The sequence below is a fragment of the Marinomonas sp. AWM4_232 genome (genome assembly GCF_056158325.1).
In genome coordinates, this window is record NZ_JBSWTA010000001.1 from 3580109 (window position 1) to 3597798 (window position 17690).

The window sequence follows — 17690 nt, forward strand, 5'->3', positions numbered from 1 at the left end:
CTTTATTCCTTTAAGGCCTGAATTCATTGGTTGCGGATAAAGATAACTCGGTCCGTCCCAAGTGCTGGATCACCCATATTTGCCAAGTTGATAAAACGAATATCTCGGTTCTCTTTAGGACTTAAACCAAATTGGATATCACTAATGTACTGGTCACCAACACTTACTGCACTTCGATGATCGGCTTGGCTTGTGACAAATCCAATGATAGTTGTTAAATCATTGGATTCAGATAGAAAGCGTCGAATTCTTGGGATGTCTTTAGCATTAAACTGGGCAAGAATGGCAATATTCTCTTCACTGCCCTGGGGTATGACCTCATCTATCCTAACCATAACATCACCGGCTCCACGGCGATTCAGGTATACTACCCAGTAATGTTGATGTGCATCTTTTGCGACCCACAAAGTCTGACTAGAGTCGGCTCCATAAAGTAAATAATCATTAAAGAAGTTATTTGCCCAAGCGTTTGAACTGCCACATGAACGGCTATGACACTCAAAAAGGAGCTCAACACTGTCTAATTTTCGAATAGCCTGGTCATAAAAAGACTCAACGGATTCCATCGGAACATTGCGACCGATTTTATAAAGTGTTTGAACAGAAGAACCTTCTACAACCGTCACTTTTTCTGGTTCCCAACCTCTTCCAGAACGGTATATCTTTGCCAAAGGAATTTCAAAACTGGCGTTTTCTACTGGCGTGCTCTTGACGATCTGAGCACTTCGATACGAAGGTATTTCCTGTTGGGTATTAGTTGATTCTGCTGCAAAGACAACCGTGCTGCTTAGACAACAAGCGGTGACAAAGTTACGAAACATATTGCTCACTCCTTAACACGGTTATACGAATCTTAATTCTGGTCGATAAATCGATGAATTTCCTGTGCAACCGAGTAGCAAGTTTCAGTTTCTAGGTGGAAATGATGGCTACCATCAAGAAATTGCACTTTTATCCAAGGGAACATCTGGGTACGTCGTTTAAGCAAGTCCGGTTCATTTCCATAAAAACCTTGGTTCGCTAACAAAGCTAATATTGGGCATTTAATAGAGGAAATATAAGCCTCAACAGATTCTTCATCCATGCGATAAGGTGATGGAAAAGAGAGTTTGGGATCAGCCCGCCATACCCATTCGCCATTTTTTACTGTAGAGCCTCGATTAACCAATAGCTTTGCCGCATCATGACTCAGCTCAGTCATGCCATGCATCCTTGCGTAGATGAGATCTTCTTGAGATGGGTAATGCGTATTTCGTTGGCTTCGCTGTTTTAGCATTTTCTGCATAGCACGTTTCATAGTTACGACACGCTCATTGGGCGTCGCTGTCGCCGGACCAAGACTGTCTAAAACAATCAAACCTCGCACCTTTTCGGGGGCCAAAGCAGCAACCAGCATAGCCACTGCGCCTCCCATGCTATGCCCCACCAACCAAATAGGCTGCGAGCTAAGGTTCAAAATACTAATAATGTCTAATGCATAATCCCATAGATGATAAAAACAGCCATCTGGACGGTGGTCAGATAATCCATGCCCCGCGAGATCCACAGCGGACAAATTATAATCAGATAAATATGGGGCTAAATTGGTAAAGGAAGCCGAATTATCTAGCCAACCATGAAGCATTAATACCCTTAGGGCATTAGGGTTGCTAGATAGCCATTGCTGACCGGCTAAACTGGTGTGACCTAAGTTATATTGTGTATCGTTGGACATAACTTAATTAATAAACTCTTTACAGTTTTGGAGAGATTGCCCATTTAAATTGACAGCAAGCCGTTGCAAAGAGTTCCCCCTCAAGAGCTGCCATAGTTGCCGTTGTCATCTGGAACTCATAAGGCAAAGGTTCGTCAGCCAACATATCCACTAATTGATGAGCGAAGGGTTGGTGAGTAACCAGCAAGACTGAAGAATAAGGTAAGTCGTGAAGCCACAATGCCACATCGAGCGGTTTACCGCTCGGAGTAATCAAATCAATCGTTTCGAAATTAGCTCCAGTCCCCAGAACCTTGATAAACTCATTGGCCGTCTGTTGTGCACGAATATAAGGGCTGACAAAAATAGCATCAAAGTCTTCTTGCCTCACAGCAAACTGTTCGGCAGTTTGTCGTACTTCTGCATACCCCTGAGCGGTCAACTCTCTTTGCGCATCGTTGTCATAGCCAAAAGGCTCGGCATGGCCGTGCCTCATGACATATAAGCGCTTAAGATTACTCGCCATCTTTATCTGACCATGGCTGGAAAGGAAATGGCTTTTCTTCGGTACTGAAAGATAAGAAGGAGACGATTTGTTTAACAAATACACCGGTTGAGCGAACCCAATACGTCAATCCAGAAAGTTCACATTTAGAGGCAAATTTAACGATCGTAGTAATAACAACCAAGAAACCAAACACTGTGAGCGCTAGGTTTAGTAGGCACCAATAAATCAACATGAAAACAAGTCGGATCCAAAACTCTTGATTTGCGTAACCAGGTTTATTCATTTCTATTTACTCCAGCAGTTGCGAATTCTACATCCCATTTCTGTTCGCCGGTCATCATGGTACCGATTAAAGAATCTAAACTCGCGTTGTCAAAAATTAGTTTATACAAACCAGAAGCTAATGGCATATACAAGCCATGCTTATTGGCTTCTTCTACTACCATTTTTAGTGTATTCACACCTTCAGCAACTTCACCAATGGTTCCGATTGCCTTTTCCAATTCTTCGCCTGAACCCAAGGCAAATCCTACTCGATAATTACGACTAAGTGGAGAGGTGCAGGTAGCGATTAGGTCTCCCATCCCAGCAAGGCCTAAAAATGTCATGGGGTTGGCACCAAAGTGAACCGCAAAGCGACTCATTTCCGCAAGGCTACGCGTCATGATCATTGCCATGGTGTTTTCGCCCACTTTCATAGCTTTGGCCAAGCCACAGACAATGGCATAAATGTTTTTCAGGGCGCCGGCTAATTCAACACCGGTGCTGTCACGGTTTTCATAGACTCGAAACGTCCGAGATTTAAGTAGCTCAATAACAGTAGTTCTAAGTGCGTCATCATCACTGGCAATAACGGATCCAGTCAAATGGCCTGCTGCAATTTCTTTTGCTAAATTTGGACCGCTTAATACGCCAATGCGCTCTGTGACACCGTTTCGCTTCAGAATGTCACTCATGAGCTCGAAGCGATTAGGATTAAAGCCTTTAGTCGTGCTGATCAAAACCTGATTAGGTGTCAGCAACGGCTTAATTCTTTCTACGACCTGCTCAAATGATTTCGAAGGAATTGATACAAAGATCGTGTTACTGGTACGTATGGCTTCTTCCAAATTGCTGGTGGCAAGTAGCTCTTGATGTAACGGTGCATTAGGAAGATAACGGCTATTAAGCCCTGTTAAATTGATCTCTTCTACTTGCTCTTCGTTGCGCATCCATTGGCTTACTTGGTGGCCATTCTTTGCCATGATGTTAGCCAGCGCTGTACCGAAACTACCACCACCTAATACACAAACTGATTGCTTATCCATATAAATATTTAACCTTACATTAAGATGAGCAGCTTACTTCTAGGTCTTTTCCCCACTCAGGGCTACGCATGGCCAAAGAGTTACTCTCTGGGTGCTCCTCAAAAGGACTAGATAAGACCGCAAGCAGCTGACGAAATGGCAAATAATTCCCCTTTTCAGCAGCTGTTATGACTTCATGAGCCAGATAATTTCTTAAAACAAACTTTGGGTTAACGCACAGCATCATGTGCTGGGCATTAGCCACTTGTGATTTATTGCGCACGGACCAATAGTAGTCAAGCCATTGAGACATTGCTTCCCTATCGATCACCTCATCTAAGATTTTTTCTGGACTGTTAGGTGTTAGATGCGACAAAGATCTAAAAAACAATGAGTAATCGAGCTTTTCACGGCGCAGTAGAGCGAATAACTTTTCTAGTAAAGGTTCGAGACTTTCATCTACTTTGATACCAAGTTTTTGTGCCATCAAGGTATCGTAATGTTCTTGTAGGCAGGGCTCGTAATGCTTTAACACCTCAATCAGATCGTCACGAGTAAAATGGCCTGAGAAAGCGTGCATTAAGCAGTTTAGATTCCAAAGCCCTATACCGGGTTGACGATGAAAAGCATATCGACCGTCTTGATCGGAGTGATTACTAATCCAGCGTTCATTGAAATCTTCCATAAAACCAAACGGACCGTAATCGATAGTTTCACCTAAAATAGAGAAATTATCGGTATTCATTACCCCATGCTGGAAACCAACCGCTTGCCACTTGGCGATCATGCGAGCAGTCCTCTGAACCACTTCAATAAGCATGGCTTTTATTGGTTGTTCAGTGTTGAGGCAATGGGGGAAATGATTTTCTAGAGTAAAGTCGATGAGACGCTGTAGCTCTGTGGTCTTTTTATGAGCAAAAAAGTATTCGAAATGCCCGAAGCGGATGTGTGTTTGAGCCGTACGAATGAGCATAGCGCCGATTTCGGGATGCTCACGATAGACGGCTTGTTGGCTATCATACAAAGCTAATGCTCTGGATGTCGGAATGCCAAGAGCCGCCATGGCTTCACTGGCCAAGTATTCGCGGATAGATGACCGAAGTACGGCTCTACCGTCTCCTTGCCTGCTGAATGGCGTTTGCCCAGAACCTTTTACGTGAAGATCATGGTAGGAACCATCCTGAGCGATGACTTCACCCAGTAAAACACCTCGTCCATCTCCTAGCTGTGGTGTAAAACCACCAAATTGATGGCCAGCATACACCATACTAAGGCTATCGGATAAAGTGGTTTCGCCAGATAAGATCGAAAGCGTCTGCGCATCAGTCACATCAATTGCTAAATGTTGAGCATGAAGTTTGTTTATCTCAACCAACCGTTGCTCTTGCAACGGTTGTACATAGGTATGAGCACTAAATTCATTGCCTAATTGAGCAAAACGATGCTGCAAACGCATAAACTATTTCTAGTCCTGATCTCGAACGTATTCGCAACGAATAGACGTACCGATGGTCGCTTCAATTTCAGGGATCATGAAAGAGTCATCTTCTGTTGCAAAGCTAACAGATTTACCTTGTTCGCCACCACGACCAGTACGGCCGATACGGTGCACATAATCTTCAGGGTCATCAGGTAATGCATAGTTAACGACTAGCTCGATGTTATCGACGTGAATACCACGACCAGCCACATCTGTCGCAACCAATACCTGAATGCTTCCGTCTTTGAATTTAGCAAGGGTTTTAACGCGTTTATCTTGTGAAACCTCACCTGATAGCATGGCACAGTTGATGTTAGCCTTCTTCAATTTCTCGTGGAGATCACGGGTCTCATCACGGCGGTTCGCAAAAATAATGGTGCGTTGACTACCATTCTCTTCGATTAGCTTTTTCAAGATTGGCCATTTTTGATTATTAGAAACCGTGTAAATGACTTGATCGATGTTTTTATTCGTTGTTTCTTTAGGAACAACAGACACTTCTTTTGGGTGGAATGTCCACTGACGAGCCAATGCCTGAATATCTTTCGGGAACGTTGCACTAAACAGCATCGTTTGACGGCGCTCTTTATGAGGCGTCATACGAATAATGCTTTTCACGTCTGGGATAAAGCCCATTGACAGCATACGGTCGGCTTCGTCTAGCACCACACATTCTACTTTGTTCAACATGACTTTCTTGCTACGTGCAAAGTCAAGTAAACGCCCTGGTGTAGCAACGATTAAATCAACAAACTCTGTCTCAAGTTGCTGACGCTGTTTGTCATAATTCATGCCTCCAACCAATGACACAACATTTAGATTGGTGTACTTGGTTAGCTTCTCTGCCTCGTCAGCGATTTGCAAAGCAAGCTCACGAGTTGGAGCAATGATTAGACCACGTGGGAAGTTGTTGGCACGTTCACCTTCAACTGGGTAATCTAAGAAGTCACTGATCATCGCGATTAAGAACGCGGCTGTCTTACCGGTACCTGTTTGAGCTTGACCAATCAGATCATAACCTTGAAGTGTGGCAGGTAATGTCGCAGCTTGAATCTCACTGCAGTATTCAAACCCCATGGTTTGAATGGCTTTCATTACACGATCCGGAAGGTTCATATCATGAAAACGTACTTTGCCTTCAACTTCAGCAACCTTAAAGTCTTTAATTGACCAAAGTTCTCCATTAGACGTTTTTTCAGCAGTTGGAGTACTAGTTCCCGTAGCGTTAGCACTGCTTTTGTTGTGTTTACGACGGGGTCTACGTTGGCGCTTTGGTCCCTTTGATGCAGGGCGCGCTGCTTCTTGCTGTTTTTCCATGTGAGAGTCTTTAATCTCTTTTGAATGAATGTAATTACTCAGGCGTGAAGTGTACCTAAATGGTAGCCCTTTATCACCTTTAGTTTGGTTAAATCTGTTTGTAAGGCGGCAAGCTGTTGATTAATTGTCTACCGTAGCGCTTCGTATGTAAGCGCTTATCCAGAATATGAATTTCGCCACTGTCGGTTTCACTTCTCAGTAAACGGCCGGTTGCTTGAACAAGTCGTAACGAGGCATCCGGAATCGTAATTTCCATAAACGGATTGCCTCCGCGTCGCTGAATCCATTCTGCTAATGTGGCTTCAACCGGATCATCTGGAACCGCAAATGGGATTTTGGCGATGTACACTCTTGTCAGATATTTACCAGGCAAATCGACACCTTCCGCAAAACTTGCCAAGCCAAATAGCAAACTGCCTTTATCGCCATCTATGGCATCTTTGTGGCTTTCCAAAATAATGCGCTTCGATTGCTCTCCCTGAATCAGTAGGATGTCTTTGAGGTTATCTTTTAGGCCAGCAGCCACTTCTTCCATTTGGCGTCGTGAGGAAAACAACACCAACGAGCCAAGCGATGTATCGACGTTGTCGTTCAAGTATGTGATGAGCTCTTTTGTATGTGCTTCTGCATGATTGGGCTCAGACGTCATATTCGGAACAACTAACGTGCCCTTGTTCTGGAAATCAAAGGGACTGACGACTCTTAGGTATTCACTTTCTCTTGGTACGCCGGAGCGCATGTTAAAGCGATGAAATTCGTTTAACGCAGTCAGTGTGGCTGATGTCACCACAGCACCAAAACACTTATCCCACAGTTGCATTCTCAGCGTATGAGCAGCCAAGATCGGTGATCCGCCTAGCTCTATGTCCTGTTCAAGCCCTTGCCCAACCACCAATAACCAGCGAGCGTTTGGGGGATAGTTTTGATCGTCCAGCGCAGCGTAAAGCTTCCATAGTTCCACACAAGCTTCTAAGCGACCAAGGATGACACCAAGGATCGGTAGCCAGTTCTCTGCGGTTTCTTCGGTTAATCCCATCCCTTCGTTTTGCTTCACCTTTTTACATTCGTCCTGAATGTTCTCTATCTGGTTAAACAGCTTTTGATAGGAAGTAGATAAGCTGTAAGCAAGCTGCCTTAACTCATCAGGAATCACACCAAACTCAAAGCGATGCTGTCGCGAGTCTTCATCTAAACCTAAATTCTGAATAAATGGAGCGAGCCCTTGCTGTGCATATTGAATAAAATTGATCGTGCTTTGTATCTGCTGTGGCAATTTTAGAAGGATTTGCCCCGTTAAACTGACCTCATCGGTCAGCTCTTGACGTAGGTTGATTAAGTTCTTGTCTAGCTGCTTAAGCCAACTAATGCTTTGCTGTAGACGGACCTCATGACGGAAATGACCGATTGCCTTGTCTGGTAGGTGATGCCCTTCATCAAACACATAAATAGTTTCTTTGGGATCGGATAAGATCGCACCGCCACCTAATGATAAGTCTGCTAATACCAAGTCGTGGTTAGCCACGATAACATCGGCCGTCTCTAACTCAGCTCTGGCTTTAAAAAATGGGCAAGCTGAAAAATTCGCACAATTGCGGTTCGTGCACTGCTGATGATCGGTGGTTAAACGTCGCCAATCCTGCTCACGAATAATGCCTTCCCAATTATCTTTATCGCCATCCCACTTGCCATCACGAAGTGAGTCGTCCATTTCCTGATACAAAACGGTATTTACATCATCAGGTGTTAAGTGTTGCTCAAACAGGCCTGCAAACATATCTTCTGTGGCTTGATCTTCCGCACTTAGAAAGCTCTCTAAATTATTTAAGCAAAGATAGCGACCACGACCTTTGGCCAAGGTATAGCGAAACGTGTAATCGGTGTATTCCAGCAGGCTTGGCAGCTCTTTATGGAGAATCTGCTCCTGCAGCGCAACAGTGGCTGTTGATATGATTAATTTAAGCCCTTTGGCTTTCGCAATGGGGATGGCAGATAAACAGTAAGAAAGTGTTTTGCCAGTACCTGTTCCAGCCTCAACCACGGCAACATGCTTCTCACCAAGCCTTTCGCCTTCTGAACCTTGTCGTATATTACCAAGCGTTCGTGCAATCGTAGCAATCATATGACGCTGACCAACACGTGCTTTATGGCCTTTGGCTTCAAGGTAAGCGCGATAGGCCGTTTGAATATTTTCTTTTATCGAGTCTGAAAGCATGGAATATAGTTGAGCAATTGATTGATAGCTGTATATAATAACAGTAACTGTATAAACAAACAGATGCCGTATGATTAAATTAACAAAAAGACAGTCTGACGTACTAGAAACAATTCGCGAATTTATTAACGAAACAGGCTTCCCACCTACTCGTGCTGAAATTGCGGCGCGTTTAGGCTTTCGCTCCCCAAACGCAGCAGAAGAACATTTAAAAGCGCTTAGCAAAAAAGGCGCAATCGAAATGCTTTCTGGCGCTTCTCGTGGCATTCGCCTTGTAGAGCAAGAAGCACCCGTAAGTGCGAACGATGAAGCTGGCACTTTACCAATTGTTGGACGAGTCGCAGCAGGCTATCCAATTTTGGCACAAGAGAACATCGATGCCAGAATCCCTATCGCCGCAGAAATGTTCTCACCAAAAGCTGACTACTTACTGTCTGTTAACGGCATGAGTATGAAAGACGCAGGCATTCTAGATGGTGACCTGATAGCTGTCCATAAAACTCACACGGTGCGCAATGGTCAGATCGTGGTGGCCCGCATCGGTGATGAAGTAACCGTGAAGCGATTTGAGCAAAAAGGTCGTGAAGTACGCTTAATCCCGGAAAACGAAGAATTTAATGACATTATCGTAGATCTGGAAAGCGAAGACTTTGCCATTGAAGGGCTCTCGGTGGGCGTAATCCGACGAGGCCATTAATCAATTCCTATAATCAATTCCTGAAAAGCCTCTAGTGATAGAGGCTTTTTTATGGCATTGACCATGATTCGAAACGGTTTATTTAATGCAAAATCCGCGGCATAAACTCTTCATCGTGCACATCGCCTTCAGACGAATCCATGCCACCGAAATCTTCTGAATAAACGAAGTCGATGCCCGCATGGAACATGCACTTGGCAAGCTCAAAATAACGATCTTTCAGGAAGTCTTTCGTATCATCGGAAATCGTGAGTGTTGCAATAGGAGTTTTATCGTCATCCTCCCCTGCTGGGCGTAAGACAATCTCACCATTTTCCAATTCGACAATTTCTAAGTAGGTATCTTTCATCACTAATATTCGGCCGCGTCTTCGCGATAGCGTAAGACTAACTCTGTTAAAGAGCTCAAAATGTATTTCGTAGATGTACCAGCGTCAGAGCCGCGGCCAATCAATTCCACTCCTGCTCCATAGGACTGATTAGCCACTTGGCAATCTAAGGCGGCTTGGAAGGCAACATGCAATTGGCTCAACCAAGATTGACCATTGTTTTTCAATAGTGCCAACTCATTCAGCACAGGAACACTGATGCCTTTCGCATTCGCGGCTTGAAGCAACGAGTCTAAATCGAGAGCAGCAGGTAGGCTGTAAGAGGTTTTCACCTCTTGCAGCAGTCCATTCAGCCCGCATCTTAACTGGAACAATGCAGATGACTCAAGGCTTTGAGTCATCCAATCGTTATCCATTTCTGTTGCTTGCTGAAGCAGTCTTCTAGCAGCGTCTAGGCGCTGGTTGGTTACGCTTGCTAAGCTTGAACCGCTCATTTCTTCTTACCATGTTCGATTTTCCATTTACCACCTTCATAGAAAGCCTTCCAGCCAGTAGGCTTTCCTTCTACTTCAGTCATAATGTATTGCTCTTTAGTTTTACGACTAAAGCGAATAACGGTCGGGTTACCCTCTTCGTCTTGCAAAGGGGCTTTATCGAAGTAGTGGTATTTAGGATCAATTTGTTCCATGTACGGCTTCAACTCTTTTACCAATGGCGGTCGAGTCTCACGCTTACGCGGGAATTGACTCGCAGCTAAGAATAAGCCGGTCGCACCATCACGCAAAACATAGTGATCTTCTACCTTTTGACATGGCAAATCAGGCATTGGTACTGGGTCCATTTTTGGTGGAGCCACTTCGCCATTTTTCAAAAGCTTACGAGTGTTTTTACATTCTTCATTGGTACAACCGAAGTACTTACCAAAACGACCAGTCTTAAGCTGCATTTCAGAACCACATTTGTCACACTCAATAACTGGTCCGTCATAGCCTTTCAACTTGAAGGTACCTTGCTCTACTTCGTAACCTGTACATGATGGATTGTTACCACACACATGAAGCTTACGATGCTCATCAACCAAGTAGCTGTCCATTGCTGAGCCACAGATATCACAACGACGCTTGTTGATCAGTGCTTTAGATTCGCCTTCTTCATCATCTACTGCAACTGCTTCATCGCCACTGACCAAGTTTATGGTTGCTTTACAGCGCTCTTTTGGTGGCAGTGCGTAACCAGAACATGACAAGAAAACCCCCGTACTAGCGGTACGGATTTGCATTGGGCGACCACATGTCGGACACGGAATATCGGTCGGCGTAGGTTCGTTTGGAGCCATACCACCTTCTTCTGCTTCCGCTTGATTGAGTGTTTGACTAAAATCTTGGTAGAAGTCGTTTAAAACTTGAATCCAATCTTTTTCGCCTTCCGCGATGTCATCCAACTTCTCTTCCATTTGTGCAGTGAAGCTGTAGTTCATTAGATCGTCAAAGCTTGCCACCAATCGATCGGTCACAATGTCGCCCATTTTCTCAGCATAAAAACGACGATTCTCAACTCGAACGTAACCACGATCTTGTATCGTAGAGATGATCGAAGCATAAGTGGAAGGACGACCAATGCCGCGCTTTTCTAGCTCTTTTACAAGGCTCGCTTCACTAAAACGAGCCGGTGGCTTCGTGAAGTGTTGCGCCGGATCTAAGCTTAGCAGCGTTAATTGATCGCCTTTTTGTACATCAGGCAGAATCGTATCTTCTGCTTTCTTGCCTACAGGTGTTAACACTCGCGTGTAACCATCAAAGCGAAGGATGCGGCCTTTAGCACGCAATTCGTATTCACCCGCCATCACAGTGATCGTTGTCGACGTGTATTCTGCAGGCGTCATTTGACAGGCAATAAACTGATTACGGATCAAATCGTAAAGACGATGAGCATCTTTATCCATGCCCTGAAGCATGTCTTGAGTAACCGTTACGCTTGATGGTCGAATCGCTTCGTGGGCCTCTTGAGCACCTTCTTTGCTTGAATAGCGCAGCGCTTCTTTTGGTAAGTAAGCATCACCGTAACTCGATTGAATAAACTCGCGAACAGATTCTACCGCTTCTTGGCTTAAGTTGGTCGAGTCAGTACGCATGTAAGTAATGTAACCCGCTTCGTACAAACGTTGAGCGAGCATCATCGTCTTTTTAACACCAAAGCTCAGGCGAGTGCTGGCAGCTTGTTGTAGTGTTGACGTGATAAATGGTGCTGAAGGTTTAGACTTGGTCGGTTTGTCTTCACGATTAGCGACATTAAACGGCAGCTTTTCAATTCGCTGAACATGCTCGTCAGATTGCTCTTTAGATGTAGGGCGGTACTCTTTTCCTTGGTACTTAGCGGTTTCAAAGGTAATGTTTGAATCATCTTTTGTCGCTAAGTTAGCATCCAATTCCCAGAATTCTTCTGGAATGAAAGCTCGAATTTCTTTTTCACGCTCTACAATTAGTCTCACAGCTACAGACTGCACACGACCAGCAGATAAACCGCGGGCAACTTTTGCCCATAGCAGGGGTGACACCATGAAACCAACTACACGGTCAAGAAAACGACGTGCCTGTTGAGCGTTAACACGGTTTATGTCCAAGTCAGATGGCGTATCGAAAGCGGATTTGATGGCGTTTTTAGTGATCTCATTGAACACAACTCGCTTGTAGCGACTGTCATCACCACCAATGGCTTCACGTAAATGCCATGCAATCGCCTCACCTTCTCTATCCAAATCGGTTGCGAGATAGATAGTGTCAGCATTTTTGGCTAGGCGTTTTAGTTCATCGACGACTTTCTCTTTTCCTGGAAGCACTTCGTAGTGAGCAGCCCAATTTTGCTCGGGGTCAACACCCATACGGTTGATGAGCTGTTTGCGAGCCTTGGTGCGTTTGTAAACCGCTTTTTCTTCTGGACTCATCTTTCGAGTTAAGGCCGCTTGCTTAGCACGCTCCTGCGGAGTGGAGGTTGATGTCGTTCCTGCAGGCAGATCTCGTATATGACCTACACTCGACTTTACGACATAGTCGTTGCCGAGGTACTTGTTAATTGTTTTCGCCTTTGCCGGCGATTCCACGATAACCAGAGATTTAGCCATTGAGTTGTTCGAGCCTTAATTACTTTTGAAAGATGAACGTAGTTTGATTACTTTAGGGGCGCAGATATTAAGCAAAGCGCTATTATATGACAAGCAATCCCTTACAGATTCGCAACATTCCTATTGCCGAGTCCAGTATTTGCCCTTTAACATACTGAAATCATTTAAAAAGGACAATCATGGCTACGCTTCAGATCTTAACTATAGTCATTCTTTTCATAATCGTGCTGATTTCAGTAGTGATTGGTTCTCGTGCACATCAAAAAGAACAAGAACTAAAAGAGCGTCGACTAAAGTATTTACAGTTGCAAAATCGTGCTGATCGCATGGAGCAGCATATCATTGGCTTACGTAGCATAAACACCGATATGATTGTTAGTGATGTATTCTATGACTTTTATTTGGAGAATTTAAGGGAGCTTGTTTCCTACTCAGATGATCCTGAAAAAATAGAAGAGCGTATTGCCAAAGCCGAAGCAGAACGAGAAGAGGCTCCCACTGAATTTCATCATGAACCGGATGAGATGAGCTTCCATGAAAAAACCAAGTACAAAGAACGGATTACCAAAGCCGCAAAAATGCTTCTTTATATGCGAAGAAAAGGTCGCATCAGTAACACTCACTACAAATTATGCTACACCTATTTGCGTTGGCTAAATTTGTGGATTCAACTCAACCGTCAAATTGTACAAGCCAATAAAAATTTTCACTCTGGCGATATGCGCGTTGCACAAACTTTATATAGCGTTATTTTGTCACATTTGAAATCCAACAACGTCGATCGACCAGAAAAGAAAGAGCTTGAAAAGTTTGTTGATGACCGAATGAAAGAGATTTTTGCTCCGCAAGTTATGGCAATTCAAGATGCAGAAACCCCCGAGGAAATGCTCACGGAGCTTATGCATTCTTTAGAAGATCAAAGCCAGCCCGCGGCTAGCCAAGACGAAGCTGCAAAAGGTCCTCAATAAGCTCATTGGCCTCATTAACGGTTTCATCGTCACCTTTTTCTCGCCAGTATAAGCTCACTTTCGCTGCGCTAATTTCTATCGCAACAAAGACATTGTGATGTTTTTCTAATATAGAAATGGCGCGCCCTGAAAGTGTAAATGATTGGCTTGCATACCAATTTTTACAAATTTCTGGGTGTTTCCAAACCTCATATGGGTATACATTGATATCGCTAAAGTCTTTAAGCGGTTTTTCGCGATACTTGTGATAGGCGCAGACACTTTCTTTTTCAGTCACCTTATCCCATTTATCGGGCAGTTCAATACTGGTTAATTGAACGGTGATATTGTGTTTTCGAGCCAACATACGAAGAGACATTTTTTCTCGCTCTCTCTTTGAAGGCATGATCCATAAAGCGGACCCCATCAAGGAAAGGGTAATAAACACTACAATTAAAGCTGTCATTGAATTACTCTTAAAGTGTTAAGAACAAATGGAACCCAAAATTGGAGGTATCCCATGCCCTACCAACGCATTGTTTTGGCGGTGGATTTAACGGACCAAAGTATTTTAGTTGCCAACAAGGCCGCTGCAATGTGCAAGGCGTTTGATGGTCAACTGACTATTATCCACGTTATTGAGTCTTTAAACTACGCTTACGGCGGTGATGTGCCGATTGATGTAAGCGACATTCAAGAACAACTGCAGACTACAGCAAAACAACGAATGGAAGTCTTAGTTGATCAACTAGATGTTCCTGTGCAAGCCACTGTCGTTACCCAGGGTGGTATTGAAACCGAAATCCATCGAGTAGCGGAAGAAAATAACGCTGACTTAATTGTAGTCGGCAGCCACGGCCGACATGGCTTGGCTTTGCTTCTAGGTTCAACAGCCAATGGCGTACTGCACGGCGCACCATGTGATGTATTAGCTGTTCGTGTTAAATCAGGTGACTGATCCGAGATAGAGACATCGATCTAAACAAAAGGGAGGCAAAGCCTCCCTTTTTAATACTCAGTCAATACGTAAAGACTTAACCACGTGTCCAAGTCGTGCCTTCACGTGTATCTAGCAGTGTAATCCCCTGCTCTAATAGCAAGTCGCGAATCTCGTCACTGCGTGCAAAGTTTTTATCTTTACGTGCTTGTGCACGTTCAGCAATAAAACCTTCGATCTCTTCAGCAGACAAACCTTCGTTAACCGTACTGTTTTGCATAAAGTATTCTGGGTCTTGAGATAGCAAACCAACAAGATCCGCCAATGCTTTAAGTTCAGCTGCAAGCGTTGCTGCCTGCTCGCTTCCCTCTGCACGTGCTTTGTTTAGCTCACGCACTAACTCGAACAGAACAGAAAGCGCTACAGGTGTATTGAAATCATCACGCATCGCATCTTCAAAGCGTTGAGTGTATTCCGTAGCAACATAGCTACTTGCGATTTCTTGGCCACGAAGCGCTGTGTACAGTCGCTCAAGTGCTGTCTTGGCTTCTTTCAAGCTCGCATCAGAGTAATCAATACTGCTGCGGTATTGGCTCGATACCATCAGGTAACGCACTACTTCTGGGTTGAACTTCTCAAGCACTTCGCGAATCGTGAAAAAGTTGCCTAGCGATTTAGACATTTTTTCGTTATTTACGCGAACCGCTCCACAGTGCATCCAGTAATTAACATACTGCTCGCCTGTTGCCGCTTCAGATTGCGCAATTTCGTTTTCGTGGTGTGGAAACTTAAGATCCGGGCCACCACCGTGGATATCAAAATGATTACCCAGACAGTGAGTCGACATCGCTGAACACTCGATGTGCCAACCTGGGCGACCTTTGCCCCAAGGAGAATCCCAAGAGACTTCACCAGCTTTCGCAGGCTTCCAAAGTACGAAATCCGCCGGGTGCTCTTTTGAAGCTTCCACTTCAATTCGAGCACCAGCTAGCATGTCCTCAAGTTTACGGTTGTTTAACTTGCCGTACTCAGAGAACTTGCTTGCACGGTAAAATACATCGCCGCTTTCGCCTTGATATGCAAAGCCTTTATCCACTAATACTTGGATCATGTCGATGATCTGCTGCATGAACTCAGTTGCTTTAGGCTCTTGGTCAGGCAGTTTATTACCTAGAGCCAATTCATCTTCGTGCATTGCAGCAATCATGCGTTCGGTAAGCTCAGATGGCTTTTCACCATTTTCCTCAGCACGCTTAATGATCTTGTCATCAACGTCCGTGATGTTACGAACAAATGTCAAATCGTAGCCAATGTGGCGCAAGAATCGTGTGATGACGTCAAAAGAGATCATCGCCCGCGCGTGACCAATGTGGCAGAAGTCATAGACTGTGATGCCACATACGTACATTTTTACTTTACCTTCCTCGATCGGCTTGAACTCTTCTTTCTTGCCGGTCATGGTGTTAAACAGTTTTAACATGCTATGCCTTAGCCTTTCGCTTCGATTTTCGCCCAAGAATCACGTAGTGTCACAGTACGGTTAAACACCATACCTTCTTCTTTCAAGTCACGGCAGAAGTAACCTTCACGTTCAAATTGGAAACCAACGCCCGCTTCTGCTTTGGCAAGAGACGGCTCAAGTTTCGCATTTTCTGCAACAGTCATTGACTCAGGGTTAATGAAGTCTAGGAACGTTTTGCCTTCGTGTTTCGCATCCGGGGCTTCGTCATTGAATAAACGGTCGTATAGACGAACTTTAGCGTCCACAGCGTGCTTAGCGCTTACCCAATGAATAACACCTTTCGGTTTGTAACCTTCTGGGTTCACACCAAGCGTGTTTTCATCGTAAGAACATAGCAGCTCAACAACGTTACCATTTTCGTCTTTAATGGCTTCGTCACAGGTAATCACGTAGCCACCACGAAGACGCACAGCAGTACCAAGACTTAAACGCTTCCACTTACGCGGTGGTACTTCTTCGAAGTCAGCGGCATCAATGAAAAGCTCTTTGCTAAATGGCACTTCACGGGTACCCGCTTCTTCGTTTTTCGGGTGGTTGCCAACGGTGAAGATTTCTTCTTTATCTTCTGGGTAGTTGGTCAGTGTCACCTTAATTGGGTTCAACACGGCCATCGCGCGGTTTGCATTAGCATCTAAATCTTCACGGATTGCGTGTTCAAGCATACCAAAGTCAACGATACTGTCTGACTTAGTCACACCGATACGTTCACAGAAGTTTCGAATAGAAGCTGGCGTGAAGCCGCGACGACGCATACCTGAAATAGTCGGCATACGTGGGTCATCCCATGCTTCCACGTGATTTTCATCGACCAATTGCTTTAGCTTACGCTTACTAGTCACCGTGTAGTTTAGGTTTAGACGCGCAAACTCAATCTGCTGTGGATGTGCAGTACCAAGTGTTTCAAGCGTCCAGTCATATAGCGGACGGTGATCTTGGAACTCAAGTGTACAAATAGAGTGTGTAATGCCTTCAAGGGCGTCTGATAGACAGTGGGTGAAGTCATACATTGGGTATACGCACCACTTATCACCAGTTTGGTGGTGATGTACGTGGCGAATACGGTAGATAATTGGATCACGCATATTGATGTTTGGGCTAGCCATATCAATTTTCGCGCGTAATACTTTCTCACCGTCAGCGTATTTGCCGTCACGCATTTCTAGAAAAAGCGCTAAGTTTTCTTCTGGCGTGCGGTCGCGGTATGGACTGTTTTTACCTGGCTCTTTTAGTGTGCCACGGTATTCACGCATTTGCTCTGCGTTCAACTCACAAACGTAAGCCTTACCTTGTTTGATCAATTCGCAAGCTAGCTCAAAAAGCTTATCAAAGTAGTCTGATGCGTATTTAGGCTCACCCGCCCAATCAAAGCCAAGCCATTCAACGTCACGTTTGATTGACTCGATGTACTCAACGCTTTCTTTTTCAGGGTTGGTGTCGTCGAAGCGTAAGTTACATTGGCCTTGGTAACGTTGTGCTATGCCGAAGTTTAGGCAGATAGATTTAGCATGGCCGATGTGAAGATAACCGTTTGGCTCAGGCGGAAAGCGCGTTAGGACTTTGCCACCGTGTTTGCCAGTTTCGTTATCTTTATCAATAATTTGGGTAATGAAATTCCCAGTTTTAGACGCTTCTGACATGTTATGTT

General features: G+C 44.5%; 17 protein-coding genes. 3 read left to right on the top strand and 14 right to left on the bottom strand.

Annotated features, from left to right (window positions below):
• Positions 1 to 23: 23 nt before the first annotated feature.
• The 8 genes from ACXAC1_RS16945 to dinG all read right to left on the bottom strand — a co-directional run bounded on the left by ACXAC1_RS16945 (position 24) and on the right by dinG (position 8496).
• Positions 24 to 821, bottom strand: a complete 798-nt coding sequence (locus tag ACXAC1_RS16945) for a DUF4892 domain-containing protein (RefSeq protein ID WP_475062995.1) — start codon at positions 819 to 821, stop codon at positions 24 to 26.
• A gap of 32 nt (positions 822 to 853) precedes the next feature.
• Positions 854 to 1714 carry an alpha/beta hydrolase gene (locus ACXAC1_RS16950; protein WP_475062997.1) on the bottom strand — a complete coding sequence of 287 codons (861 nt, stop codon included), beginning with the start codon at positions 1712 to 1714 and terminating at the stop codon, positions 854 to 856.
• A 19-nt stretch (positions 1715 to 1733) separates the two neighbouring features.
• Entirely contained in the window at positions 1734 to 2219 is a 486-nt protein-coding gene (gene sixA / locus ACXAC1_RS16955) for a phosphohistidine phosphatase SixA (protein ID WP_475062999.1), read from the bottom strand.
• Entirely contained in the window at positions 2209 to 2484 is a 276-nt protein-coding gene (locus tag ACXAC1_RS16960; RefSeq protein ID WP_133559698.1) for a DUF4389 domain-containing protein, read from the bottom strand. Before ACXAC1_RS16960 ends, sixA begins: the two co-directional genes overlap by 11 nt.
• On the bottom strand, positions 2477 to 3508 hold the full coding sequence (locus ACXAC1_RS16965; protein WP_475063000.1) for an NAD(P)H-dependent glycerol-3-phosphate dehydrogenase: 1032 nt from the start codon (positions 3506 to 3508) through the stop codon (positions 2477 to 2479). Before ACXAC1_RS16965 ends, ACXAC1_RS16960 begins: the two co-directional genes overlap by 8 nt.
• A 19-nt stretch (positions 3509 to 3527) precedes the next feature.
• Complete coding sequence (locus ACXAC1_RS16970) at positions 3528 to 4943, bottom strand: protein adenylyltransferase SelO (protein ID WP_475063002.1); 1416 nt, start codon at positions 4941 to 4943, stop codon at positions 3528 to 3530.
• A gap of 9 nt (positions 4944 to 4952) precedes the next feature.
• Entirely contained in the window at positions 4953 to 6284 is a 1332-nt protein-coding gene (locus tag ACXAC1_RS16975) for a DEAD/DEAH box helicase (RefSeq protein ID WP_475063004.1), read from the bottom strand.
• 88 nt (positions 6285 to 6372) lie between these two features.
• Complete coding sequence (gene dinG, locus ACXAC1_RS16980; protein ID WP_475063006.1) at positions 6373 to 8496, bottom strand: ATP-dependent DNA helicase DinG; 2124 nt, start codon at positions 8494 to 8496, stop codon at positions 6373 to 6375.
• Positions 8497 to 8566: 70 nt separating this feature from the next.
• On the opposite strand from dinG, the gene lexA reads away from it, so the two are divergent.
• Positions 8567 to 9193 carry a transcriptional repressor LexA gene (gene lexA / locus ACXAC1_RS16985; protein ID WP_133559693.1) on the top strand — a complete coding sequence of 209 codons (627 nt, stop codon included), beginning with the start codon at positions 8567 to 8569 and terminating at the stop codon, positions 9191 to 9193.
• An 82-nt stretch (positions 9194 to 9275) separates the two neighbouring features.
• On the opposite strand, the gene ACXAC1_RS16990 is transcribed toward lexA, so the two are convergent.
• From ACXAC1_RS16990 to topA, 3 genes are read right to left on the bottom strand one after another with little or no spacing between them, the layout of a single operon-like run.
• Positions 9276 to 9542, bottom strand: coding sequence for a hypothetical protein (locus ACXAC1_RS16990; protein ID WP_133559692.1), 267 nt, complete (start codon positions 9540 to 9542; stop codon positions 9276 to 9278).
• Positions 9543 to 9544: 2 nt separating this feature from the next.
• Positions 9545 to 10015 carry a DUF6586 family protein gene (locus tag ACXAC1_RS16995; protein WP_475063008.1) on the bottom strand — a complete coding sequence of 157 codons (471 nt, stop codon included), beginning with the start codon at positions 10013 to 10015 and terminating at the stop codon, positions 9545 to 9547.
• Entirely contained in the window at positions 10012 to 12639 is a 2628-nt protein-coding gene (gene topA / locus ACXAC1_RS17000; protein ID WP_475063010.1) for a type I DNA topoisomerase, read from the bottom strand. Before topA ends, ACXAC1_RS16995 begins: the two co-directional genes overlap by 4 nt.
• A 179-nt stretch (positions 12640 to 12818) precedes the next feature.
• On the opposite strand from topA, the gene ACXAC1_RS17005 reads away from it, so the two are divergent.
• Positions 12819 to 13607: a DNA topoisomerase I gene (locus ACXAC1_RS17005; RefSeq protein WP_475063012.1), complete on the top strand. Its 789-nt coding sequence runs from the start codon at positions 12819 to 12821 to the stop codon at positions 13605 to 13607.
• On the opposite strand, the gene ACXAC1_RS17010 is transcribed toward ACXAC1_RS17005, so the two are convergent.
• On the bottom strand, positions 13573 to 14052 hold the full coding sequence (locus tag ACXAC1_RS17010) for a hypothetical protein (protein ID WP_475063014.1): 480 nt from the start codon (positions 14050 to 14052) through the stop codon (positions 13573 to 13575). The two genes, ACXAC1_RS17005 and ACXAC1_RS17010, sit on opposite strands and share 35 nt — an antisense overlap.
• A gap of 54 nt (positions 14053 to 14106) precedes the next feature.
• Here ACXAC1_RS17010 and ACXAC1_RS17015 point away from each other — a divergent pair, with 54 nt between their 5' ends.
• Positions 14107 to 14544 (top strand): universal stress protein, encoded by a 438-nt coding sequence (locus ACXAC1_RS17015; RefSeq protein ID WP_133559687.1) that lies wholly within the window; start codon positions 14107 to 14109, stop codon positions 14542 to 14544.
• Between the two features lie 76 nt (positions 14545 to 14620).
• Here ACXAC1_RS17015 and cysS read toward each other — a convergent pair whose 3' ends face one another.
• Positions 14621 to 16003, bottom strand: a complete 1383-nt coding sequence (gene cysS / locus ACXAC1_RS17020) for a cysteine--tRNA ligase (RefSeq protein WP_475063015.1) — start codon at positions 16001 to 16003, stop codon at positions 14621 to 14623.
• An 8-nt stretch (positions 16004 to 16011) separates the two neighbouring features.
• Positions 16012 to 17682, bottom strand: coding sequence for a glutamine--tRNA ligase/YqeY domain fusion protein (locus tag ACXAC1_RS17025; RefSeq protein ID WP_133559685.1), 1671 nt, complete (start codon positions 17680 to 17682; stop codon positions 16012 to 16014).
• Between the last annotated feature and the right edge of the window lie 8 nt (positions 17683 to 17690).

Bases quoted from the DNA above. Each gene is read 5' to 3' on its own strand.
- ACXAC1_RS16945 (WP_475062995.1), bottom strand. From the start codon at position 821: ATGTTTCGTAACTTTGTCACCGCTTGTTGTCTAAGCAGCACGGTTGTC.
- ACXAC1_RS16950 (WP_475062997.1), bottom strand. From the start codon at position 1,714: ATGTCCAACGATACACAATATAACTTAGGTCACACCAGTTTAGCCGGT.
- sixA (WP_475062999.1), bottom strand. From the start codon at position 2,219: ATGGCGAGTAATCTTAAGCGCTTATATGTCATGAGGCACGGCCATGCC.
- ACXAC1_RS16960 (WP_133559698.1), bottom strand. From the start codon at position 2,484: ATGAATAAACCTGGTTACGCAAATCAAGAGTTTTGGATCCGACTTGTT.
- ACXAC1_RS16965 (WP_475063000.1), bottom strand. From the start codon at position 3,508: ATGGATAAGCAATCAGTTTGTGTATTAGGTGGTGGTAGTTTCGGTACA.
- ACXAC1_RS16970 (WP_475063002.1), bottom strand. From the start codon at position 4,943: ATGCGTTTGCAGCATCGTTTTGCTCAATTAGGCAATGAATTTAGTGCT.
- ACXAC1_RS16975 (WP_475063004.1), bottom strand. From the start codon at position 6,284: ATGGAAAAACAGCAAGAAGCAGCGCGCCCTGCATCAAAGGGACCAAAG.
- dinG (WP_475063006.1), bottom strand. From the start codon at position 8,496: ATGCTTTCAGACTCGATAAAAGAAAATATTCAAACGGCCTATCGCGCT.
- lexA (WP_133559693.1), top strand. From the start codon at position 8,567: ATGATTAAATTAACAAAAAGACAGTCTGACGTACTAGAAACAATTCGC.
- ACXAC1_RS16990 (WP_133559692.1), bottom strand. From the start codon at position 9,542: ATGAAAGATACCTACTTAGAAATTGTCGAATTGGAAAATGGTGAGATT.
- ACXAC1_RS16995 (WP_475063008.1), bottom strand. From the start codon at position 10,015: ATGAGCGGTTCAAGCTTAGCAAGCGTAACCAACCAGCGCCTAGACGCT.
- topA (WP_475063010.1), bottom strand. From the start codon at position 12,639: ATGGCTAAATCTCTGGTTATCGTGGAATCGCCGGCAAAGGCGAAAACA.
- ACXAC1_RS17005 (WP_475063012.1), top strand. From the start codon at position 12,819: ATGGCTACGCTTCAGATCTTAACTATAGTCATTCTTTTCATAATCGTG.
- ACXAC1_RS17010 (WP_475063014.1), bottom strand. From the start codon at position 14,052: ATGACAGCTTTAATTGTAGTGTTTATTACCCTTTCCTTGATGGGGTCC.
- ACXAC1_RS17015 (WP_133559687.1), top strand. From the start codon at position 14,107: ATGCCCTACCAACGCATTGTTTTGGCGGTGGATTTAACGGACCAAAGT.
- cysS (WP_475063015.1), bottom strand. From the start codon at position 16,003: ATGTTAAAACTGTTTAACACCATGACCGGCAAGAAAGAAGAGTTCAAG.
- ACXAC1_RS17025 (WP_133559685.1), bottom strand. From the start codon at position 17,682: ATGTCAGAAGCGTCTAAAACTGGGAATTTCATTACCCAAATTATTGAT.